Genomic DNA, 20,231 nt, shown 5'->3' on the forward strand with positions numbered 1-20,231 from the left:
GGGTGAGGCCGAGGGCGCGGAACCGGGCGACGGCCTCGGCGCTGGTCTCCTTCACCGCGTCGGCGACTTCGAGGACGGCGCGTGCCCGCCCGTCCCAGGCGACGGCGACGGCGGTGCGCCCGGCCGCCTCGGCGGCGTTCCTGGCACGGGCCAGTTCCGCCGGCAGCTCGACGACCCACTCGGCGAGCAGCTTCTCCCGGCCGACGAGGACGGCGTGGCCGTCGACGACGCCCTGGACGCCGAGGCCGGGAACGTTGGCGAAGTCCTCGGGGACGGGCAGGGTGCCGACCCGTTCGGCGGCTCCGGTGGCGACGGCCTGGGCGATGGGGTGCTCGGAGGCGTGCTCCAGGGCGCCCGCCAGCCGCAGCACCTCGGCCTCGTCCTCGCCCTCGGCGGTGTGCACGGCCAGCAGAGTCATGCGTCCGGTGGTCACGGTGCCGGTCTTGTCCAGCACGACGGTGTCCACGCGGCGGGTGGACTCCAGCACCTCGGGGCCCTTGATGAGGATGCCGAGCTGGGCGCCGCGTCCGGTGCCCACCAGCAGCGCGGTCGGCGTGGCCAGGCCCAGGGCGCACGGGCAGGCGATGATCAGGACGGCCACGGCGGCGGTGAACGCGGCCGTCCAGCCGGCGCCGTTGCCGAGCCAGAAGCCCAGGGTGCCCAGGGCGAGGGCGATGACGACGGGCACGAAGACGGCGGAGATGCGGTCGGCGAGGCGCTGGGCGGCGGCCTTGCCGTTCTGGGCCTCCTCCACCAGCGTGGCCATCCGGGCGAGTTGGGTGTCGGCGCCGACGCGGGTGGCCTGGACGACCAGCCGTCCGCCGGCGTTGAGGGTGGCGCCGGTGACCGCGTCGCCGACGCTCACCTCGACGGGGACGGACTCGCCGGTGAGCATGGAGGCGTCCACCGCCGAGGAGCCCTCGACCACGGTGCCGTCGGTGGCGATCTTCTCGCCGGGGCGGACCAGGAACCGGTCGCCGACCCTCAACTCCGAGACGGGGACGAGTTCCTCGCGGCCGGCGCGCAGGACGGTGACCTCCTTGGCGCCCAGTTCGAGGAGGGCGCGCAGGGCGGCGCCGGCCTTGCGCTTGGAGCGGGCCTCGAAGTAGCGGCCGACCAGGATGAAGGCGGTGACGCCGGCGGCGGCCTCCAGGTAGATGTTGCCGGCGCCGTCGGTGCGGGCGATGGTCAACTCGAAGGGGTGGGTCATGCCCGGGGTGCCGGCGGTGCCGAGGAACAGCGCCCACAGCGACCAGGCGAAGGCGGCCGAGACGCCCACCGAGACGAGGGTGTCCATGGTGGCCGCGCCGTGCCGGGCGTTGGTGAGGGCGGCCTTGTGGAAGGGCCAGGCGGCGTAGGTGACGACCGGGGCGGCCAACGTCAGCGACAGCCACTGCCAGTGGGTGAACTGCCAGGCCGGGACCATGGCCATCGCGATGACCGGCACCGCGAGCACCACGGCGGTGATCAGCCGCTGCCGCAGCGGCCGCAGCTCGTCGTCGTCCGCTTCCGCCGTCCGGTCCTCGGGACCGGTGGAGGTGGGCTCGGGGGCGGGCGGGACGGCGGTGTAGCCGGTCGCCTCGACGGTGGCGATCAGGTCCTCCACGGTCACCCCGCCCGTGTAGGCGACGCGGGCCTTCTCGGTGGCGTAGTTGACGGTGGCGCTCACCCCGTCCATGCGGTTGAGCTTCTTCTCGATCCGGGCGGCGCAGGAGGCGCAGGTCATGCCGCCGATGGCGAGTTCGACTTCGGCGGTCTCGCCGACGTGGGTGGTCATCACGGTTCCTCGGGGGTGAGGGCGGGTGCCGGGCCCGCCGGTGCGCGGGCCCGGCACGGGGAGGGGAGAAGGGGAGAAGCGGTCAGGCGGCGCGGCCGGTGAGCTCGTAGCCCGCCTCGTCGATCACCTCGGCCAGCAGCGCGTCGTCGGGCGCGCCGGCGGTGGTGACGGTGACGCGACCGGCCGCGACGTCCACGTCGACGGAGAGGACCCCGTCGAGTCCGCCGACGACCTTGGTGAGCGTGGCCTCGCAGTGGCCGCAGCTCATGCCGGCGACCGCGTAGACGGTGGTGTGGCCGTCGGCCGGCGCGGCCGTGGTGGCCTGCGAGGTGTCGGCCGAGCAGCTTCCGCCGGGGGTGCAGCAGGACGAGAGGGTCTCCGACGACATGGTTTCCTCCGGAAGGGATGAATTGGATACCGCCGGGGGGTATCCCCGGGTGCCGACATGTATACCCCCACCCCGTATGTTTGGCAACTCGCCGATCGAAGGTTGCGCATACCCCGAGGGGGTATATGCTTCCGGTGCCGTGCCCATCCGGGCTGAGCCGTTTCGAGGAGAGCACCATGAACACCGCGTTGAAGATCACCGCGTTCACCGCCGCGCTCGCGGCGTCCTTCGGGGCCGCATACGGGGTGGGGAGCGCGGTGGACCCCGTCGCCGACCCCGTCCCCGCCGCGCACGCCGAACGCGGCGGACACGACGAGCGTGACGAGCACGACGAGCGCCAGGAGGGCGGCCACCGGAAGGGCGGCCATGCGGACACCCCGGCCGGCGGCCTGAACGTCTCGGAGGGCGGCCACACCCTCGACCTGGCCACCCCGCGCGTCCCCGCCGGGAAGGCGACCGAACTGCGCTTCACCGTCCGCGACGACCGCGGCCGTCCCGTCACCGACTACCGGACCGAGCACGGCAAGGAGTTGCACCTGATCCTGGCCTCACGGGACCTGGACACCTACCGTCACCTGCACCCCGTCCGGGCCGCCGACGGCACCTGGAGCACACCGGTGAAGCTCCCCGAGGCCGGCGACTACCGCGTCTTCGCCGACTTCACCCCCGCCGCCAAGGGCGCGACGAACCTGACCCTCGGCGCCGACCTGGCCGTCTCCGGCGCCTACGAGCCCGCCGCGCCGCCCGAGCCGTCCGCGCGCGCCACCGTCGACGGCTACACCGTCACCCTCGACGGCGCCCTGCGGCCCGGCGAGGCGAGCGGGCTCGACCTGACGGTCGCCAAGGACGGCCGTCCGGTCACCGACCTGGAGCCGTACCTCGGCGCCTACGGGCACCTCGTCGCCCTGCGCTCCGGGGACCTGGCCTACCTCCACGTCCACCCGGGCGGCGCACCGGGCGACGGCACCACCGCCCCCGGCCCCACCGTCTCCTTCACCGCCACCGCGCCCAGCGACGGCACCTACCGCCTCTTCCTGGACTTCAAGCACGACGGCGAGGTCCGCACCGCCGCCTTCACCGTCACCACGGACCGGGAGGGCAAGGGGCGAGGAGGCAAGGACGAGGAGCAGAAGGGGCGAGGGGAGAAGGGGCGAGAGGACGCCGGGCGCGGGGAGAGCGGCGCGCACGGCCACTGACCGAGGGGCGGCGGAGCGGCGGACCCGCCGCGCAACGGGACGGGCACCGGTCGGCACCCGTCCCGGACACGGCCGAAGCGGCGTCGGCCGATGCCCACGCCCCCCATGGACGACATGCCGCCGGCGCCGATCGGCCCGAGGCGCACGACGGCGCACGGTGGGCCGCGACAACCGTCCGGGCCCGAGGCGGATGCCGGGGTCCGCGCCGCGCGGTCCCCGGCACCCTCGGGTCACCGGATCACCGGTTCACTCCTTGCCGAGGAGCCTGTTCATCGTGTCGATCTCGGCGTTCTGGGTGGCGATGACGTCGTCGGCCAGGGACTTCGCCGGGCCGTGGGAGCCGTTCCGCTTCTCGGCCTCGGCCATGGCCACGGCGCCCTTGTGGTGCTCGATCATCAGGGTCAGGAAGGCGGTGTCGAACGCCGTCCCGGAGGACTTCTCCAACTCCTCCATCTGCTCGGGACTCATCATCCCCGCCATGCCGTGGGAGCCGTGACCGGAGTGGGCGGAGTGGTCCGTGCTCCCTTCGGCGGGGACGTCCTCGCCCCAGGACTCCAGCCAGCCGGTGAGGGTGTCGATCTCCGGCTGCTGGGCCTTCTTGATCTCGGCCGCCAGCTCCTTGACCTCCTGCGAGGCGGCCCGGTCGGCGGCGAGGTCGGCCATCTCCACCGCCTGCCGGTGGTGGGGGATCATCCCCTGGGCGAAGGAGACGTCGGCGGCGTTGTGCTCGCCGGCGGAGGCCGGGGCGGAGACGCCGGGGGAGGACTCGCCGTGGCCGGAGTGGGAGGCGGTGGAGGCGTCGTTGCCGCAGGCGGCCAGGACGACGGCGGCGGTCACGGTCGCCGCCGCGGCGGCGACTCGGCGCAGGGCGGAACGGTGTGCGGTCATGGTGGTGCGAACTCCTGCCGGAAGAAGTGGGAAAAGGGCACGGCGGAGCGCGGCGACCGCCCCGGTCGGGGCGGCGGCGCGCGGGTGCTCCTATATGCGCAGGAGTTGCAGTTCGCTCAGGGACGGCGGCGCACGGACACCGAACTCCCCGGCGGGGACCCGCCGTACGGCGGAGGCCGGAGCGGTCGGGGCGGCGGCGGTGGGGGAGAGGGCGGGCAGGATCGGCGCGCCGGAGGTGCCGGCGGCCGCGCAGGTGGGGTCCGCGTGGTGCGGATGGCCGTCCGCCCCGTGCGGCGCGTGCGCGCACTCTCCGCCGCCGGAGCCGTCGGGGTCGCCGGGCGCCATGGCGGACACGGGCATCGCGTGCCCGCCGGCGGACCGGACGTCCGGCAGACCGGCCGTGGCCGGGCCGTGCATCGCCAGCAGGCCCGTCAACACCGCCAGGACCGACAGCACCCATCGCATCCGCACCCCCGAAGGGCGCGGGACGGAGGACGGCTGTCGGTTCACGCGAGCCATCCTAGGCACCCCGACGATCCCGGCCGCGGGGCCCTCCGGCACTCCGGGGACTCCGCGGCCCGGTTCAGCAGCAGCCGCCGGAGGGAGCGGTCGGGGCGGTGCCGAGCCGGACGAGCCGCGGCTCGGGGACGGCGCAGCAGCCGCCGTCGCCCTCGGCCGCTTCGGGGGCGTCGTACAGGCCGCTGCCGCCGCACACCCCGGTCTCGGGCAGGGTCAGCTCGACCCGGTCGGCGGCCTCCAGGTCGCCTGCGAGGGCGGCGACGACGGAGCGGACCTGCTCGTAGCCGGTCATGGCCAGGAACGTCGGCGCGCGGCCGTAGGACTTCATGCCCACCAGGTAGACGCCCTGGTCGGGGTGGGACAGCTCGCGGTGGCCGTGCGGGGGGACCGTGCCGCAGGAGTGGACGTTGGGGTCGATCAGCGGGGCCAGGGCGACCGGGGCCCGGAGGCGTTCGTCCAGGTTCAGGCGGACCTCGGAGAGGAAGGACAGGTCGGGCCGGAACCCGGTCAGCACGATCGCCTCGTCGACCGGTCCGGCGCGGCGGCCGTCCTCGCCGACCAGCACCAGGCGGCCGTCGTCGGCGCGTTCGATCGCCGCGGTGCGGAACCCGGGAACCGCCTCCGCGTGTCCGGCGTCGACGGCGGCCTTCGCCGCGAGCCCGAGCGCGCCGCGGGCGGGGAGCCGGTCGGCCTCCCCGCCGCCGAAGGTGGCGCCGGTGAGGCCGCGGCGCAGGACCCACACCGCCTGCGTGCCGGTCCCGTCGGCGGACTCGGCGAGGTCGGCCAGGGCGGCCAGCGCGGTGAAGGCCGAGGCGCCGGAGCCGAGCACGGCGGTGCGCCGGCCGGCGTAGCGGGCGCGGACCGCCGGGTCCGTCAGGTCGGGGACGCGGTAGGAGATCCGGTCGGCCGCGGCGCGCTCGCCCAGCGCCGGCAGGCCGTCGCCGCCGGCCGGGTTCGGGGTGGACCAGGTGCCCGAGGCGTCGATCACCGCGCGGGCGGTGAGGCGCTCTTCGCGGCCGTCGGCGTGGATGACGTGCACGGCGAACGGCTGGGTCTCGCGGTCGGCGTCCACCACCCGGTCGCGCCCGGCGCGGGCGACGCCGGTGACGGTGGCGCCGTAGCGGACGCGCTCGCCCAGGGCGTCGGCGAGCGGCCGGAGGTAGCGCTCGACCCAGTCGGCTCCGGAGGGGTAGGTCGCCGGGTCGGGCCGGGTCCGGCCGGTGGGCGCGAGGAGCTTCTCGGCGACGGGGTCGACGACCTCGCTCCAAGTGGAGAACAGCCGGACGTGGCCCCACGCACGCACGGCGGTACCGGCCGACGGGCCGGCCTCCAGGACCAGCGGTTCCAGCCCCCGCCCGATCAGGTGGGCGGCGGCGGCCAGGCCCACGGGGCCCGCCCCGATCACGACGACGGGCGGTTCGGCGGTGGTGGACGTGTTCACGGCGGTTCCCCTTCGACGCTGTCCGATGACTCTGCTTCGACATCTGTCGATGTCTCGTGGGCTCAGCGTGTCACCTGCTTCGATGGACGTCAAGATAGACATGCGTCGAAGCAGAGGGTCGAAGCAGAGGGGGCGGGCGGGGCGCGTCGATGCCATGGTGGCCGGAAGTGGGGTCCGGATTCGGTCGCCGTCCGGTCGAGGGTCGAGGCGTTCCCGGCGATGAACCCGGTCCCGTTGATTCGATGTGTGTCAACATAGACGCATGTCGAACGCGAAGGTGTTGCCCGTCCTGGAGTCGGACGCGGCGCCGTGCTGTCCGCCGCTGACCGAACGCCCGTTGACGGCCGAGGAGGCCGAGCGGGCCGCCGCGATGTTCAAGGCGCTGGGCGATCCGGTCAGGTTGCGGCTGTTCTCGCTGGTCGCCTCCCACGCCGGCGGCGAGGCGTGCGTCTGCGACATCTCCGACGTGGGCGTCTCCCAGCCGACCGTCTCCCACCACCTGAAGAAGCTCAAGGAGGCCGGCCTGCTCACCTCCGAGCGGCGCGGCACCTGGGTGTACTACCGCGTCGAGCCGTCGGTGCTCGCCGCCATGGGGCGCATCCTCGCCCCGGCTCGCCCCTGACGTCCGGCGGGTCGGTGGCCGGCGGCCGGTGATCGGCGGAGGAGGGAAGGCGGGGCGCGAGAGAGCGCGAGAGGACGGGGAAAGGCGCCGACCGGGTCGGGGGGAGGCCCGGTCGGCGCCGTCTGTGGGGTGCGGGCGCCGGTGGTGGCGGTCGCCTTCGCGGCGAGGGGCTCTGCGAGGCTTCAGCCGAACGATCGTCCTCGCAGGCAATGGGTGAGGCCCGGGGACACTGTCCCACCACCGGCGCCTGCGAGGGGTACAACCGCCACCCCCTCCGGGACATTCCGCCGCGAGTACCCGATTTCGGTGTGATCCGGGACACTCGGGACGCCGGGCGCCGTCCGGACCGACGGGTCGGCGATGGCGAGGGACGCCGCCGCACCCCGAGCGCCGAATGCCGGTGAACACACCCCGGTTGGCGAAATCGTTTCCCGCGGGAGGTGTCGTGGGTCACCATGGGGTCACCGAGGGTACTGATGTCACAGCGGGGGCCGGGGGATGAAGGGCATCGGGATGGTGGGGGCGAAGCTCGCGGCGTTCGTGAGGGCGGCACCGTGGGCCGTGGTGTGCATCATCCTGCTGGCGGTCGTGCTGGCCGCCCTTCCCCTGCTGCTGCTCCCGGCGAGCGTGTCGAACGCGCACACGACCATCACCTCGGTCAGCAGCGTCGTCGTCCTCGTCTTCGCGCTGTTCGGCCTCATCGACAAGCCCTTCACCCCGGGACAGATCGTCGTCGCCCTGGTCATCGTGACGGTCGTGGTGACGGCCGGACTGCTCGTCTGGCGGGCCGCCGAGCAGTCGCGCGCCCTCACGGTGACCGACGAGGTGGAGCTCGCCGACGAGGTGGGGATGGGGAACGGCGACACGGCCGTCCTCACCGTGACGGCGCCCGCGCCCCGCGACCGGTTGCGCCTCACCGTCGACGCGGACGAGCACGGCATCGGATCGCCGTGCGCCCCCATGAGTCTGCTGCGGATCACCGGAGAAGGGCCCGGCGCGCCGGTGGAGGCCCGGATCGGCGAGGACCGCGAGACCATGGTCGACCTCGCCGAGGGCGACCGCTCGATCCGCCTGGAACTGGAACTCGACACGGACCCGCACTGCCGGCTGTCCCTCCGGGTGACGAAGGCCGTGCTCGACAACGGACGATCCCGGGAGCCCCGATGAGCCCCATCACCCGCCTGGCCGCCACCGCCACCGCGCTGTGCGGCGCCCTGTTGCTGACGGCGGCCTGCGCCGACGGGAAGGACGCCCCCGAACCCCCGGGAACGTCCGCGCCCTCCGAGCGGGCGTCCATCTTCGACAAGGGCGTGAACATCGCCGTGAAGTTCGACCAGCCCGGCTTCAACTACAAGGACAACAGGACGCAGAAGTACGCCGGTTTCGAGAACGACCTGGCCAACTTCCTCGACGGGCAACTGGACTTCCCCGACATGTCCCCCAACGACGAGCCCTCTTGGCGCCGTGAGGAGGTCCTGGTCAAGGACACGGCCCAACTGGTGATCGCCACCTACTCCATCACCGAGGAGCGGGAGCGGAAGATCGACTTCGCCGGCCCGTACTTCGAGACCAGGCAGGGGCTGCTCGTCCAGGCCGACGACACCTCCATCACCTCCCGGGAGAGCACGGCCGGCAAGCTCGTCTGCACCGTCAGGGGCTCCGTCTCCGCCCCGGACTCCTCCACGTCGGACACCGGGGACCAGCTCGCCGAGCTGCTGCCCGAGGCGCGCATCAACGACACCCGCTCCAACTACTCGGAGTGCGTCGACCTACTGCGCAAGGGCGACATCGACGCGGTCTGGACGGACCAGATCGTCCTCCACGGGTTCGCGGAGCGCCACGACGACGTCCGGGTCGTGGAGGGCCTGGAGATCGGTTCGCCCCAGCTCTACGGAATCGGCATCCGGGACGGCAGGGAGGAGGACTGCGAGAGGATCGCCGAGGCGCTGAGGGAATTCCTCGCCTCCTCCGATTGGCGCGACTCCTTCGAGAGCCACTTCCCGCGGCTGGCCGAGGAGGACGAACAGTTCGAACAGCACTACAAGCCGGACCCGTCCCTCGTCGACGACTACTCGTGCTCGGACGACTGAGCGCCGTTCGTACGGCTGTGACCCGGTGTGCGCGGGTAGGTTCCGTCCATGACTGATGTCGTGGACGCAGACGAACTCCTCCGCCGCATCCGGGTCGCGCGGGACCGGGCCGCGGAGCGAGAGGCCGAATTCGGGGAACGGGCCGAACGGGGCAGCGGCAGCGAGGCGGTGACGGCGGACGTCAACCGCGTCGCCTTCGCGGCGGTCCGCGAGGCGCTGGACGAGATCATCAGTCCCGGGGCGCACCACTCGGACTGAACGGCGGACCGGCCGGCCGGCGGGCGGCCCCGCCGACCGGCCCGTCCCGCCCGCGCCGGACGCCCCGGCGCGGGCGGGGTCAGTCCAGGTACGAGGCCAGCCCGACCACCAGCACCCCCGCCGCGAACAGGGACCCGCTCACCCGCCCCGGCCACGTCGGCCACCGGCGCCCCGATCCGGCCGAACACGCCCCCACCAGGCACAGGACGGTCGGCGCCAGGGACACCAGGGCGAGGCCGACGCCGAAGACGCGCATCCACGGCGCGTCGCCGTCCGCCACCAGCACCCACAGCGCCACCAGCGCGAGCAGCAGACCGGCCGCGCCCGCCGGCCCGAGCAGGAGCCGGGCGGCGACCCGCAGTGCGGTGCTGCGCGTCAGCGCCGTGTCGACGGCCGGACGCGCGGGGCCGGGCCGTCCGCCCCGCGCCTCCCACTCGCGCCGTACCGGATGGCGCTTGGGCAGTTCGCGGTACTCCAGCAGGCCCGCCCGGATCGCCAGGGCGTCCCGCTCCGCGGACTCCGCCCCGGTGGGGTCGTTGGGCACGCGCCGCGCGCGGGCCCGCAGCAGCATCGGCCGTCCGCCGCCGGGAGGCGAGACCACGCCGCCGAACCGCGGGTCGCCCGCGAACCAGACCTCCGTGGTCCCCTCGCGCCCCAACTCGGCGGCCAGGGCGCGGGGTTCGACCAACGCCCGTACGGACGAGTTCGCCCGGCCGGGGCCGGGCACCCCGTGCACCCGGGTGTGCTCGGGATCGGACGGGTCCGCCGGCCGGAAGAAGACGCCCAGCCAGGCCCCGGACCGGTCCCGGGCCGACCGGGAGGCGTCCGGTTCCGCGTCGGGAGTCAGCAGGTACGGCCGCCACGGGTAGTGCTCCAGGACCAGCCGCGCCCGGCGGGCGTTGACCGAGGCGTGGCGGCAGCGCAGCCACTGGCAGGGCGCCAGGAGGAGCGCGAGCACGCCGATCACCGCCAGGAGCGGCCACCACTGTCCGATCGCCGCCGTGCCCAGCCCGCCCGCCGCCACCGCCGACGGGTACGGGCCGAGGTGCCGCACGTGGTGCGCGAGCCTGGCGCGGCGCCAGGCGCGCAGGGTGGGCGGATGGGAGAGCGCCGCCGTGTCCGGCGGTGGCGGGACGAGCCCGCCACCGCGTCCGTCGTCGCCGATGGCCGTCGACATCCCGGGTCACCTGTCCTTCCGTCCGGGGGCCGTCGGCGGGGCGCGGGTGCCGCCGCCGACCGGCCCCGCGTGTGCCGATCGCGTGGGAGGACAGCGGAAGGGGCACACGTGGTTCTCGCGCCGGGCGGAAGGGTTCGAGCGGGCCGCCGTCCTCCGCCCGGAGCCCCCGGAGCGGGGACGGCGGGAGGGGTCACAGGGCGGAGAGGCGGGCGTACTCGGTCCGGGTGATCGGCAGGACGGTGCCGTGTCGGGGCGAGGCGGGCAGGTCGTGGTCGGCGGACATGGTCCACCGGCCGGACGCGAGGTCGGTCGTCTCGAACGGCACGTAGCCGCGACCGCCGAACTCGTCGATGAACAGGTACCACTTCTCCTCGGTGTTGGACTTGAACACCGTCGGGCCCTCGCCCCTGCTCAGGCCGGGACTCGTCGCGGTCGCGCGGCCGATGCACGTGGCGACGGGCTCCCAGGAGGAGTCCAGCAGGTCGGTGGACGCCTCCTGCGTGATGAACTTGCCGCACGGGTTGGACGCGGTCCGGTCGCGCTCGTCCTTGGTGAAGCGGTGGTACGTGCCCCGGTGCCGGATCACCGTGGAGTCGATCACCGAGTGGCCCGGGTCGTGCCAGACGCGGGCCTCGTCGAACGTGACGAAGTCCCGGGTGGTCGCGTACATCATGCGGTGGTGGCTGGTGCCGGTGTGCTCCGGGTCGTCCTCCGCGTACAGCGTGGACGCCCAGAAGACGACGTACCGGCCGCGGCTCTCGTCCCAGTACGCCTCCGGGGCCCAGGTGTTGCCGGCCGTCGGCGGGGAGACCCGCACCGACCGCTGCGGGGACCAGCGCACCAGGTCGGTGGACTCCCAGACCAGGATCGAGCGGCTGCCGTGGCGCTGCGCGCGGTCCCAGTCGCCGTTGCCGTGGATCCTCAGGTCGGTGGCGATCAGGAAGAACCGGTCGCCCCGCGGCGAGCGGATCAGGAACGGGTCCCGCACCCCCCGCTCACCCAGCGTGGACCTCAGGACCGGGGCACCGCCGTTCAGCTCGCGCCAGCGCAACGGGTCGTTGCCGCGGCTGAGCGCCATGTGGACCTGCTCGCCGTCGGCGGTGTCCTCGCCGGTGAAGTAGACGAACAGGTACCCGGCGTAGGGCTCCGCCGCGGTGGCGGGGTCCGGGGCGCCGGACGGGCCGGCGGCCACCGAGGGGCGGGCCGTCAGGCTCGCGAGGAGGAGGACGAGCGCGCCGGTCAGCACGGTGACGGAGCGGCTCGACGGACGGATCCCGGGCATGGCGACCCACTTCCGTGGTGGGGGACGGGACGGGGGAGCGGCGCGCGGCCGATGCCCGTCAGTATCCGGGGACCGCTCCCACGGTCAACCCCTCGCGCACACGAATGAACAGAAGGGAACGATTGCGAACGGTTTCGCTCCGGAGTCTCTCGGGGTCGGCACCTCCCGGCGGCTCTCCGGAGATCTCGGGAGGTCTTCGGAGGCGGGTACGGCGTTCTCGGACACGCGTACGGTCAGGGGGTTAGGGTCCTGGCATGGTCTTCGCCGCCGTGGTCTTCGACTTCTTCGGAACGCTGACGCCGCACACGCCCGCCGAGGTGTGGGACGAACACGCCGCCCGCAGCGCGGCGCCGCTCGGGATACCGCCCCGGACGTGGCGGGCGGCGATCGACGCCTCCTTCCCCGAGCGGGCCGTCGGAGCCCTCGGCGACCTGCGGCAGACCTTTCGGACACTGGCGCGCCGCTGCGGCGTCGAGCCCGACGAGGCCGCGCTGACCGCGGCGTGCGAGGCCAGACGCGCGGCCCAGCGGGAGCTGTTCGCCCTCCGCGAGGAAGCCCTCCCCGCCCTGGAGGAGATACGCGCCCGCGGACTGCGGGTGGGCGTACTGAGCGACTGCACCGTGGAGTTGGCGGAGAGCTGGTCCGAACTGCCGTTGGCGTCCCGGGTGGACGCCGCGGTGCTGTCCTGTCTGGAGGGGCGGCGCAAGCCCGACCCCGAGTTCTTCGGCACGGTGACCCGCCGCCTCGGCGTCGAGCCCGGCCGGTGCCTGTACGTCGGCGACGGAGGCGGCGACGAACTCCGGGGCGCCTCCGCGTACGGGATGACGGCGGTCATGCTGCGGGCCCCGGACCTGGCGGACGCCGGGCGCCGCGCCCGCCGCGACGCCTGGACCGGCCCGTTCGTGACCTCGCCGGCACAGGTCCCGGCCCTGCTGGACGATCCGTCCGCGCTCACGGCCGGACCGTGCCGGAAGCCGTCCACCGACTCGCCCGCCGATTCGCCCACCGTCCCGTCCCCCGGCTCCGGCCCGGACGCGGGGTGAGGGGCCGCCGGGGCCCGGACGCCGAGAGCGCCGGAACCCGGTCGCCGGCTCAGTCGCCGGTGGCGGGCACGCGCACGACGAGCAGGGCGACGTCGTCGTCGTTGTCGGGTGGCCGGACGCGTTCGAGGAGCAGGTCGCAGAAGACCTCCAGGGGCCGGTCGACGAGCGCGGCGGCGTGCCGGCGGAGCCTGTCCAGCCCCTCGTCCAGCGAGCGCCTGCGCTCCTCGACCAGCCCGTCGGTGTAGAGCACCAGGGTGGTCAGGGGCGGCAGCGGCACGACGACGTCGGAGCGGGACGTCGCCGCGCCGGTGCCGAGCAGCGGGCCGAGCGCCTCGTCGATGTAGCGGGTCCGCCCGTCCCGGTCGACCAGGAGCGGCGGCAGGTGGCCGGCGTTGGTGCCGCGCACCTGCCACGGTCCGCCCTCCGGCTCCCCGGCGCCCTCGAGGCGGGCGAACAGCATGGTGGCCATCGGCGCTTCGCTGAGGGGGATCAGCGCGTGGTCGAGCCGGTCGACGACGACGCTGGGCGGCTGTCGGTGGTCCCAGGCGAACGCGCGCAGCATGTTGCGGACCTGCGCCATGCCGGCCGCGGCCTGCAGGTCGTGACCGACCACGTCGCCGACCGCCAGGGCGATCGTCCCGTCGGGCAGACGGAAGGCGTCGTACCAGTCGCCGCCGACCTGCGAGGCGTGCGGGGCGGGCACGTAACGCACCGCCAGCTCCAGCCCCCGGATCTCGGGCAGGTGGGGCAGCAGATGGCGCTGCATGGTCTCGGCGACCGCCCGCTGGCGCTCGAAGAGCTGCGCGTTCTCCATGGCGAGGGCCGCCCGGCGGGCGATGTCCTCGACCAGCGCCAGCTCGGCGGTCTCGAAGGGCCGCCGGCGGTCGGCGCGGCCCAGGAGCAGGGTCCCCAGCACCCCCCGCGGCGCCCGGAGGGGGGCGACGGCCGCGGAGTGGACGCCGGTCGCGCGGAACAGGTCGCGCTGCGCGACGGCGAACCCCGAATCGGCTTCCGCGTACTCCTCGGGGCCCACCAGGACCGGGGGCGCCCCGCGCAGGACGCCGAGCGGCGGCACGGAGGAGTCCGGCGCCGTGCGGGGCATCGGCCCCTCCAGGTCCTCCCGGCGCACGTACTCGCCCTCCTCGTGGTGGACCACCCTCCTGCGCGCCGGCTCGCCCTCCTCGGTGAGCAGGTCCACCACCATCCAGTCCGCCAACCGGGGCACGGTCAGCCGCGCCAGCCGGTCCAGCATCTTCTCGGCGTCCAAGGTCGCCGAGAGCGTCGTGGTGGCCTCGGCGAGCAGGGCCAGCCGCTCGACCAGGCCCGGGAGACCCTCGGAGCGCTCCTCGGCCCCCTCGCCCCCGGGGACGAGTTCGTGGAAGACCGTCAGCGCCCCGGCGATGCGCCCCTCGACCCTGTACGGCGTGATCATCCAGGCCACCGGCAGGAACGTTCCGTCTCCGCGGGCGAACCACTCCTGCTCGCCCTGCGCGGCCCGGCCGCGCGTGAGGGCCCGCGTCATCCGGCACTCCGAGCGCCGCACGGTCATGCCGCCCTCCCGCCGGTGCAGCAGTTCGTGGGCGTCGAGACCCAGCATGTCCTCCCCGCGCCGAGCGAGCAGTTCCTCGGCCCGGAGGCTCACCGCGACGATCCGCCCCTGGACGTCCACCAGACAGGCCCCGGCGTCGGCGTCGACGGCGTCCAACAACCCCCACACCTCGGGAGCCGCCGGTTTCCGTCGGGGGCCGTTGTCGCCCTCCACGGTCATGCCGAGACCTCCTCGCGCTCTGCGGATGTTCAAAAAGCTATCAATCAGGGGAAGAAGCGCATCCCCTCATGGGAGACAAAGAGGTTTTTGTCCGACGCGCCAGGATCGCTCTGTGCGGCCGTGCCGAGACAGCCTGTCGTGCCGCGTCCGGTCGGGCGCCCCGCCTCCGCCTCCGCGCCGTCCACGACGACCGTGTCCGTGCTCACGTCCGCTTCCGAGGGGTGCGGTGGCCACCGCGTGACGGCAATCCATGTTGCCGTTTCCGGGAAAGACGGGTGCAATGGACGGCGTGGAGCCCTCACCCGTCATCACCCGGACCCTGGCCGAGGTCGGCCCCCGCCTCAAGCGTCTGCGCACCGGGCGGAGGATGACCCTGGCGGAGCTGTCCGAGGCCACCGGCATCTCCAAGAGCACCCTGTCCCGCCTGGAGTCCGGGCAGCGCCGCCCCAGCCTGGAACTCCTCCTCCCCATCGCCCAGGCCCACCGGGTCCCCCTGGACGAACTGGTCGGCGCGCCCGAGGTCGGCGACCCCCGCGTCCGCCTCACGCCCCAGCGCGTACACGGCAACGTCGTGGTGCCCCTGACCCGGCAGCCCGGCCCGCAGCAGGCGTTCAAGATGGTCATACCGGCCGACCGGAACACCCCCGACCCCCGCACCCACGAGGGTTACGAGTGGCTCTACGTCCTCGCCGGACGCCTCCGCCTGGTCCTCGCCGACCACGACCTGATCCTGAACTCGGGCGAGGTCGCCGAATTCGACACCCGGCTGCCGCACTGGTTCGGCTCCACCGGGGAGGGGCCCGTGGAGATCCTCAGCCTCTTCGGCCCCCAGGGCGAACGCATGCACGTCCGTGCCCGCCCCCGCGACCACGCCGGAACCGGTTGAGGCGCCGGGGGCGTCCGGACGGTCGACGCGCCGTCGCGCGCGCTCGCCGTCGGTGTCGAGGTCGTCGAGGTCGTCCGCGTGCGTCCACGCGTTGGGCGACGGCGTCTCCTCCGTCCGGGGATGTGATGGGCCGCATTCCGGTTCGCGCGGACGTCCCGAGGGGCGCGAGCGGACACGGCCGGGGCCGCCCCTCCGGGGAAGGGCGGCCCCGACGGCTCGGTCCGTGGCGGTCCACCGGCGGTCCACCGGTGGTCTACGCGTCGAGCACCGGCGTGTTCTGGCAGGCGACCAGGAGCCATCGACCGTTCTCCTTGGCCATGACGTACAGCGGGCTGCCCCCGCGCTCCCCCTCGATCGGCTCGCCGTCGAGCGTCACGGGACGCTGACGGACCTTGACGGCGGCCACGTCGGGCCGGATGAACAGCACGTGCTCCACCTCGTAGACGGCCGCCGACTCTCTCATCGCCCCGGGGAGCACCCGGCGTGTGAACGCCGCGATCTCGTCACGGCCGAACAGGCGCCTGCCGTGGCCGGTCGTCCAGATCGCGTCGTGCCGGAACAGGGAGACGAACTCCTCGACCAGCTCGTTCCGCTGGGCGTGTTGAAGGGTGGCGACCACCTGCCGGATGGCCTCGGTCTCGGTCTCGTACGTCCGACGGTCGTCGGTTTCCGCGTTCATGCGGACAGCCTGCGACCTCAAGTTCGGTCGAGGTCAACCCGCCCGACCCCGGGCCGGTGCGATGTTGTGGTTGAGGTGGAAGACGTTCTCGGGGTCGTACCGGGCCTTCACCTCGGCCAGCCGCCGGTGGTTGTCGGGGCCGAAGCCGGCGACGAGGCGGTCCTCGCCCTCGCGGCCGATGAAGTTGAGGTAGACCGCTCCCATGGACCACGGCTCCACGTCGGCGCGGGCCTCGCGGGCCCACCTCCTGCCGCGGTCGTCGTCGGCCGGGTCCTCCCACAGCCCGAAGGGGTGGACCACCCACGGCGCCCGGCGCCACGGGATCGGGTACTCCGCCGGCCCCCGCGCGACCGCGCCGCCCTGGGGGAACAGCACGTGCTGCGACGGGGAGGGCACGATCAGGTCGGCGGCGCGGGCGCAGAAGCGCTCCACGGCCGGGTCCGGGAAGGAGCCGAGGTACTCTGCGGACCAGTAGTTACGGTAGCCGGGCGGGTCGTCGAACATGCACTGCAGATCGGCGTAGGAGCACTCGGTGGCCATCTCGGCGTCGGGGTCGAGGCCGAGCACGGGTTCGGCCACGTCGCGCATCTCCTGCATCTCGCCCGCGTAGGTGACCAGGACCCCGCAGGCGAGCTTCCCCACCATGTCCTCGGGGACGAACTCCTCGGGCGGCGCGGTCATGTAGATCACCCCGCCGCCGACCTCGTCCGGGGCGGCCTCCAGGAAGTCGCGGTAGGCGCGCACCACGTCGAGGCCCATGTCGGGCGGCCACAGCAGCAGGGCCGCGGTCACGACCGGGAGCGGATGGAGCCTCAGCGTGAACGAGGTGGCCACGCCGAAGTTGCCGCCACCGCCGTGGAGGGCCCAGAACAGCTCCGGGTTCTCGTCCTCGCTCGCGCGGACGGTGTCGCCGTCCGCGGTGACCAGCTCGACCGACAGCAGGTTGTCGCAGGCCGGCCCGAACTTGCGGTCCAGCCACCCCGCTCCGCCGCCGAGCACGAACCCGCCGACCCCGGTGGTCGACACCCGGCCCCCGGTCGTCGCCAGACCGTAGGGTTCCGTCGCCCGGTCGAGCCGGCTCATGGTGGCGCCGCCGCCGACCCGCACCGTGCGCGCCCGGGGATCGACCGTGGCCGCGCGCATCCGCCGCAGGTCGATGACGAGGCCGCCGTCGTTCAGGGCCGTGCCCGCCACGCCGTGCCCCCCGCCGCGGACCGCGATCTCCAGGCCGTTCTCCCGGCCGAAGCGGATCGCCTCGGCGACGTCCCGCGCGGTCTCGCACTGGGCGATGACGGCGGGACGCCGGTCGATCATCGCGTTGAAGAGCGTGCGGGCCTCGTCGTAGGCCGCGTCACCGGGTGTGATGGCATCGCCCGCGAGACCGGTGCGGAAGCCCGCGAGGGCCGTGTCGTCGACGACGTGGGACGCCATGCCGCCCCCCTTCCTCGGGGCACTGGTCGTACCTGTTCCCCACCGTAGTCCCGGGCCCGGACCCCCGCACATCGACCGTCCGGCACCGCGCGGGGCGAGGAGAGCCGGGTGCCTCCGGCGGCCCCCGTCCCGCCGCGCCGCGCGACGCGGATCAGCCCCCGGCCCCGGCGTCCCGCAGCCTCTCGTGCTGCGTCGCGGCGATGGACGCCGGCACGGGACGGGGCCGGTCCGGGTCCTGGACGACGAGGTACGTGGCGAGGACACCGCCGGTGCGCACGACGGTCATGACGTTGCCCTTCCCCTCGGGGGCGAGGGTGTTGGTCAGCAGGTACGCGACGGACTCGTCCCCCGCCTGCACCGGGGAGAGCCGCTCCACGGTGAACCGGTAGGTCCAGCCGCGCCGGGAGGACGCGGTGAACCCGTCGCACCCGGAGAGCGCCTCCCGCAGATCGTCCATCGTCGCCCGGGCGTCGCCGACGGTGTGGCCGGCGAGGCTCACGCTGCCGGGGGGCGCGTCGGCGGGCGCGCCATGGACCTTGAGCGTGGCCCAGACCAACGCTCGGCGAGCGTGCTCGGGGCGGGCGCTCATCATGTCGGCGATCGGCTGGCAGGCGGACACGTCGGCCGTGACCACGTCCCGGTCCTCCAGCAGGGGCGTGTCCTGCGGCTTGGCGGTGAAGCCGGGGAAGTCGTCGCCCTCGGGCAGCGCGGCGGCCAACTCCTCGGCGGTCAGGGGCTTCGCGGGGGACTCCGCGGCGGAGTCGGCCGTCCCGCCGCAGGCCGCGCCGGAGAGGACGACGGACGACAGGACGGCGAACGACAGGACACGTCGCAGGGTGTGGCGCACGGGCACTCTCTTCGGGGTCGGGCGAGCGTCTTGCCGGGCTTCTCGCCGTGGCCCGTCGATCATGCCAAAAGGCGCGTCGGCGGACGAGACGCCCCCCGGCCCGAGGCCACCCGGCGACGGACGGCGGACGGTCGTACCCCGGCATCGGCCGATCGGTCGATGCGTCCTCGAGCGCGATGGCCGATGTCCGGCGCCCCCGTCCTCCGGGACCCTCGACGCATGCCGATCATCGAAGTGAACGGCCTGACCAAGGCCTACGGGGGCAGGACCGTCGTCGACGGGGTCTCCTTCTCCGTCGAGGAGGGCGAGATCTTCGGGATCCTCGGCCCCAACGGCGCGGGCAAGACCACGACCGTCGAGTGCGTCGAGGGCCTTCGCACCCCCGACGCCGGAACCGTCCGGGTCGCCGGACTCGATCCCGTCGCCGACCACGACCGCGTCACCCTGCTCCTCGGAGCCCAGCTCCAGGAGAGCGCACTCCAGGCGAAGCTCACCGTCCGGGAGGCCCTGGAGCTGTACGGCGCCTTCTACCCCCGCCCCGCCGACCGGCGGCCGCTCGCCGACCGGCTCGGGCTCGCCGAGCGGCTCGACACCCGCTTCGCCAAGCTGAGCGGCGGGCAGAAACAGCGCCTGTTCATCGCGCTCGCCCTCGTCGGCAATCCCCGGATCGTCGTGCTCGACGAGCTCACCACCGGACTCGACCCGCGCGCCCGCCGCGACACCTGGCGACTGATCGAGGACGTACGGGACTCCGGCGTCACCGTCCTGCTCGTCACGCACTTCATGGAGGAGGCGCAGCGCCTCTGCGACCGGGTCGCGGTCGTCGACAAGGGCCGCGTCGCCGCGCTGGACACCCCGGCCGGTCTCATCGGCCGCGCCGCCGCCTCGACCGTCGTCTCCTTCACCCCCTCGCGCCCGCTCGACGAGCGCGAACTCGCCGCGCTCCCCGACGTGAACTCCGTGACGCGCAAGGGCGACCGCGTCCGGCTCGCCGGCAGCGACGAGACCGTCAACGCCCTGCTGTCGCTGCTCGCCCGGCACCGCGTCACCGCGGGCCAACTCCGCGTCGTGGACGCCACGTTGGACGACGCCTTCCTCGACCTCACCGCACCCGCCGCCGCACCCGCGGCCGGCACCGCGACCACCGACCGGGAGGAGACCTGAGATGGCCGACACGACCACCACCACCGCCGCCCCCGGCGCGTCCGCCGCCGTCCTGAAGACCGAGGCGAGACTCTTCCTCCGGGAGCCGGGCGCCCTCTTCTGGATCGTCGCCTTCCCGTCCCTCCTGCTGACCGTGCTCGGCCTGGTCCCGCCCTTCCGGGAGCCGTCGGAGGACCTCGGCGGACTGCGGGTGATCGACCTGTACGTCCCCGTCGCCGTACTGCTGTCCACGATCGTGGCGGGCGTGCAGACCCTGCCGAACGTCCTCACCGGCCACCGCGAACGCGGCATCCTGCGCCGGCTGTCCACCACGCCGGTGCGCCCCCGGGCGCTGCTCACCGCGCAGATCGCGCTGCACGGCGCGACGGTCCTGGTCTCCGTCGCGCTCGCCCTCGCCGTCGGCCGGCTCGCCTTCGGCGTCGCGCTCCCGGAGCAGCCCGTCGGATACCTGCTCGCGCTCGCCCTCACCGCGTTCGCCGGGCTCGCCCTCGGCGCGACCGTCTCCGCCTTCTCCCGCACGGTGAAGACCGCGCAGACGATCGGCACGATCGTCTTCTTCCCGGCGATGTTCACCGCCGGTGTCTGGGCCCCCGTGCGGACCATGCCCGACCTGCTGCGGCACATCGTCGAACTGTCGCCCTTCGGCGCCGCCTCCCAGGCCCTGGACCGGGCGGCGGCGGGCGAGTGGCCGGCCTGGACGCACCTGGGGGTGACCGGCCTGTGGGCGCTCCTGCTCACCTGCGTCGCGATCCGCTGGTTCAGGTGGGAGTGAACG

The 20,231-nt window shown here is 74.1% G+C and carries 21 protein-coding genes; 9 read left to right on the forward strand and 12 right to left on the reverse strand.

Translation table 11 applies throughout. The features are described from left to right. A partial coding sequence (locus ABD335_RS07750) for a heavy metal translocating P-type ATPase (RefSeq protein ID WP_344321363.1) occupies nucleotides 1-1,777 on the reverse strand: 1,777 nt, incomplete at its 3' end. 82 nt (nucleotides 1,778-1,859) lie between these two features. Next, nucleotides 1,860-2,165 (reverse strand): heavy-metal-associated domain-containing protein, encoded by a 306-nt coding sequence (locus ABD335_RS07755; RefSeq protein ID WP_344321364.1) that lies wholly within the window; start codon nucleotides 2,163-2,165, stop codon nucleotides 1,860-1,862. A 176-nt stretch (nucleotides 2,166-2,341) separates the two neighbouring features. Between ABD335_RS07755 and ABD335_RS07760 the strand changes: the two genes are divergently transcribed. Beyond that, the gene (locus ABD335_RS07760; RefSeq protein WP_344321365.1) at nucleotides 2,342-3,361 is read left to right on the forward strand and encodes a hypothetical protein; all 1,020 of its coding nucleotides are present in this window, start codon (nucleotides 2,342-2,344) and stop codon (nucleotides 3,359-3,361) included. A gap of 246 nt (nucleotides 3,362-3,607) precedes the next feature. Here the strand turns inward: ABD335_RS07760 and ABD335_RS07765 are convergent, their stop codons facing one another. The 3 genes from ABD335_RS07765 to ABD335_RS07775 form a co-directional block, all read right to left on the reverse strand. After that, entirely contained in the window at nucleotides 3,608-4,249 is a 642-nt protein-coding gene (locus ABD335_RS07765) for a DUF305 domain-containing protein (RefSeq protein WP_344321366.1), read from the reverse strand. A gap of 90 nt (nucleotides 4,250-4,339) precedes the next feature. Further along, on the reverse strand, nucleotides 4,340-4,759 hold the full coding sequence (locus ABD335_RS07770; protein WP_344321367.1) for a DUF6153 family protein: 420 nt from the start codon (nucleotides 4,757-4,759) through the stop codon (nucleotides 4,340-4,342). Between the two features lie 73 nt (nucleotides 4,760-4,832). Next, entirely contained in the window at nucleotides 4,833-6,209 is a 1,377-nt protein-coding gene (locus ABD335_RS07775; protein WP_344321368.1) for an FAD-dependent oxidoreductase, read from the reverse strand. Nucleotides 6,210-6,471: 262 nt separating this feature from the next. Here ABD335_RS07775 and ABD335_RS07780 point away from each other — a divergent pair, with 262 nt between their 5' ends. From ABD335_RS07780 to ABD335_RS07795, 4 genes are all read left to right on the forward strand, one after another. After that, a complete protein-coding gene (locus ABD335_RS07780; protein WP_344321369.1) occupies nucleotides 6,472-6,831 on the forward strand; it encodes an ArsR/SmtB family transcription factor in 360 nt (119 codons plus the stop codon). A gap of 498 nt (nucleotides 6,832-7,329) precedes the next feature. Further along, nucleotides 7,330-7,998 carry a hypothetical protein gene (locus tag ABD335_RS07785; RefSeq protein WP_344321370.1) on the forward strand — a complete coding sequence of 223 codons (669 nt, stop codon included), beginning with the start codon at nucleotides 7,330-7,332 and terminating at the stop codon, nucleotides 7,996-7,998. Beyond that, nucleotides 7,995-8,921, forward strand: coding sequence for a transporter substrate-binding domain-containing protein (locus ABD335_RS07790; protein ID WP_344321371.1), 927 nt, complete (start codon nucleotides 7,995-7,997; stop codon nucleotides 8,919-8,921). Before ABD335_RS07785 ends, ABD335_RS07790 begins: the two co-directional genes overlap by 4 nt. 48 nt (nucleotides 8,922-8,969) lie before the next feature. Then, nucleotides 8,970-9,179 (forward strand): hypothetical protein, encoded by a 210-nt coding sequence (locus ABD335_RS07795; RefSeq protein ID WP_344321372.1) that lies wholly within the window; start codon nucleotides 8,970-8,972, stop codon nucleotides 9,177-9,179. Nucleotides 9,180-9,258: 79 nt separating this feature from the next. On the opposite strand, the gene ABD335_RS07800 is transcribed toward ABD335_RS07795, so the two are convergent. Beyond that, complete coding sequence (locus ABD335_RS07800; RefSeq protein WP_344321373.1) at nucleotides 9,259-10,356, reverse strand: hypothetical protein; 1,098 nt, start codon at nucleotides 10,354-10,356, stop codon at nucleotides 9,259-9,261. Nucleotides 10,357-10,546: 190 nt separating this feature from the next. Further along, nucleotides 10,547-11,638, reverse strand: a complete 1,092-nt coding sequence (locus tag ABD335_RS07805) for a glycoside hydrolase family 43 protein (RefSeq protein ID WP_344321374.1) — start codon at nucleotides 11,636-11,638, stop codon at nucleotides 10,547-10,549. Nucleotides 11,639-11,892: 254 nt separating this feature from the next. Between ABD335_RS07805 and ABD335_RS07810 the strand changes: the two genes are divergently transcribed. After that, the gene (locus ABD335_RS07810; protein WP_344321375.1) at nucleotides 11,893-12,681 is read left to right on the forward strand and encodes an HAD family hydrolase; all 789 of its coding nucleotides are present in this window, start codon (nucleotides 11,893-11,895) and stop codon (nucleotides 12,679-12,681) included. A gap of 49 nt (nucleotides 12,682-12,730) precedes the next feature. Here ABD335_RS07810 and ABD335_RS07815 read toward each other — a convergent pair whose 3' ends face one another. Together ABD335_RS07815 and ABD335_RS07820 are read right to left on the reverse strand one after the other, a co-directional pair. Further along, a complete protein-coding gene (locus tag ABD335_RS07815; RefSeq protein ID WP_344321376.1) occupies nucleotides 12,731-14,449 on the reverse strand; it encodes a SpoIIE family protein phosphatase in 1,719 nt (572 codons plus the stop codon). A gap of 44 nt (nucleotides 14,450-14,493) precedes the next feature. Continuing rightward, the gene (locus tag ABD335_RS07820) at nucleotides 14,494-14,655 is read right to left on the reverse strand and encodes a hypothetical protein (protein WP_344321377.1); all 162 of its coding nucleotides are present in this window, start codon (nucleotides 14,653-14,655) and stop codon (nucleotides 14,494-14,496) included. Nucleotides 14,656-14,729: 74 nt separating this feature from the next. Here ABD335_RS07820 and ABD335_RS07825 point away from each other — a divergent pair, with 74 nt between their 5' ends. Beyond that, nucleotides 14,730-15,335, forward strand: coding sequence for a helix-turn-helix domain-containing protein (locus ABD335_RS07825; RefSeq protein WP_344321378.1), 606 nt, complete (start codon nucleotides 14,730-14,732; stop codon nucleotides 15,333-15,335). A 253-nt stretch (nucleotides 15,336-15,588) separates the two neighbouring features. On the opposite strand, the gene ABD335_RS07830 is transcribed toward ABD335_RS07825, so the two are convergent. The 3 genes from ABD335_RS07830 to ABD335_RS07840 form a co-directional block, all read right to left on the reverse strand. Further along, entirely contained in the window at nucleotides 15,589-16,014 is a 426-nt protein-coding gene (locus ABD335_RS07830; protein ID WP_344321379.1) for an SgcJ/EcaC family oxidoreductase, read from the reverse strand. 33 nt (nucleotides 16,015-16,047) lie between these two features. Further along, on the reverse strand, nucleotides 16,048-17,445 hold the full coding sequence (locus ABD335_RS07835) for an FAD-binding oxidoreductase (protein WP_344321380.1): 1,398 nt from the start codon (nucleotides 17,443-17,445) through the stop codon (nucleotides 16,048-16,050). A gap of 151 nt (nucleotides 17,446-17,596) precedes the next feature. Next, on the reverse strand, nucleotides 17,597-18,292 hold the full coding sequence (locus ABD335_RS07840) for a hypothetical protein (protein WP_344321381.1): 696 nt from the start codon (nucleotides 18,290-18,292) through the stop codon (nucleotides 17,597-17,599). Nucleotides 18,293-18,511: 219 nt separating this feature from the next. On the opposite strand from ABD335_RS07840, the gene ABD335_RS07845 reads away from it, so the two are divergent. Continuing rightward, entirely contained in the window at nucleotides 18,512-19,456 is a 945-nt protein-coding gene (locus tag ABD335_RS07845; protein ID WP_344321382.1) for an ABC transporter ATP-binding protein, read from the forward strand. A gap of 1 nt (nucleotide 19,457) precedes the next feature. Then, complete coding sequence (locus tag ABD335_RS07850; RefSeq protein WP_344321383.1) at nucleotides 19,458-20,228, forward strand: ABC transporter permease; 771 nt, start codon at nucleotides 19,458-19,460, stop codon at nucleotides 20,226-20,228. Nucleotides 20,229-20,231: the final 3 nt, after the last annotated feature.

The sequence above is a fragment of the Streptomyces macrosporus genome, from assembly GCF_039533145.1.
Lineage (GTDB): Bacteria > Actinomycetota > Actinomycetes > Streptomycetales > Streptomycetaceae > Streptomyces > Streptomyces macrosporus.

Bases quoted from the DNA above. Each gene is read 5' to 3' on its own strand.
- ABD335_RS07755 (WP_344321364.1), bottom strand. From the start codon at position 2,165: ATGTCGTCGGAGACCCTCTCGTCCTGCTGCACCCCCGGCGGAAGCTGC.
- ABD335_RS07760 (WP_344321365.1), top strand. From the start codon at position 2,342: ATGAACACCGCGTTGAAGATCACCGCGTTCACCGCCGCGCTCGCGGCG.
- ABD335_RS07765 (WP_344321366.1), bottom strand. From the start codon at position 4,249: ATGACCGCACACCGTTCCGCCCTGCGCCGAGTCGCCGCCGCGGCGGCG.
- ABD335_RS07780 (WP_344321369.1), top strand. From the start codon at position 6,472: ATGTCGAACGCGAAGGTGTTGCCCGTCCTGGAGTCGGACGCGGCGCCG.
- ABD335_RS07785 (WP_344321370.1), top strand. From the start codon at position 7,330: ATGAAGGGCATCGGGATGGTGGGGGCGAAGCTCGCGGCGTTCGTGAGG.
- ABD335_RS07790 (WP_344321371.1), top strand. From the start codon at position 7,995: ATGAGCCCCATCACCCGCCTGGCCGCCACCGCCACCGCGCTGTGCGGC.
- ABD335_RS07795 (WP_344321372.1), top strand. From the start codon at position 8,970: ATGACTGATGTCGTGGACGCAGACGAACTCCTCCGCCGCATCCGGGTC.
- ABD335_RS07800 (WP_344321373.1), bottom strand. From the start codon at position 10,356: ATGTCGACGGCCATCGGCGACGACGGACGCGGTGGCGGGCTCGTCCCG.
- ABD335_RS07805 (WP_344321374.1), bottom strand. From the start codon at position 11,638: ATGCCCGGGATCCGTCCGTCGAGCCGCTCCGTCACCGTGCTGACCGGC.
- ABD335_RS07810 (WP_344321375.1), top strand. From the start codon at position 11,893: ATGGTCTTCGCCGCCGTGGTCTTCGACTTCTTCGGAACGCTGACGCCG.
- ABD335_RS07815 (WP_344321376.1), bottom strand. From the start codon at position 14,449: ATGACCGTGGAGGGCGACAACGGCCCCCGACGGAAACCGGCGGCTCCC.
- ABD335_RS07825 (WP_344321378.1), top strand. From the start codon at position 14,730: ATGGACGGCGTGGAGCCCTCACCCGTCATCACCCGGACCCTGGCCGAG.
- ABD335_RS07830 (WP_344321379.1), bottom strand. From the start codon at position 16,014: ATGAACGCGGAAACCGACGACCGTCGGACGTACGAGACCGAGACCGAG.
- ABD335_RS07835 (WP_344321380.1), bottom strand. From the start codon at position 17,445: ATGGCGTCCCACGTCGTCGACGACACGGCCCTCGCGGGCTTCCGCACC.
- ABD335_RS07845 (WP_344321382.1), top strand. From the start codon at position 18,512: ATGCCGATCATCGAAGTGAACGGCCTGACCAAGGCCTACGGGGGCAGG.
- ABD335_RS07850 (WP_344321383.1), top strand. From the start codon at position 19,458: ATGGCCGACACGACCACCACCACCGCCGCCCCCGGCGCGTCCGCCGCC.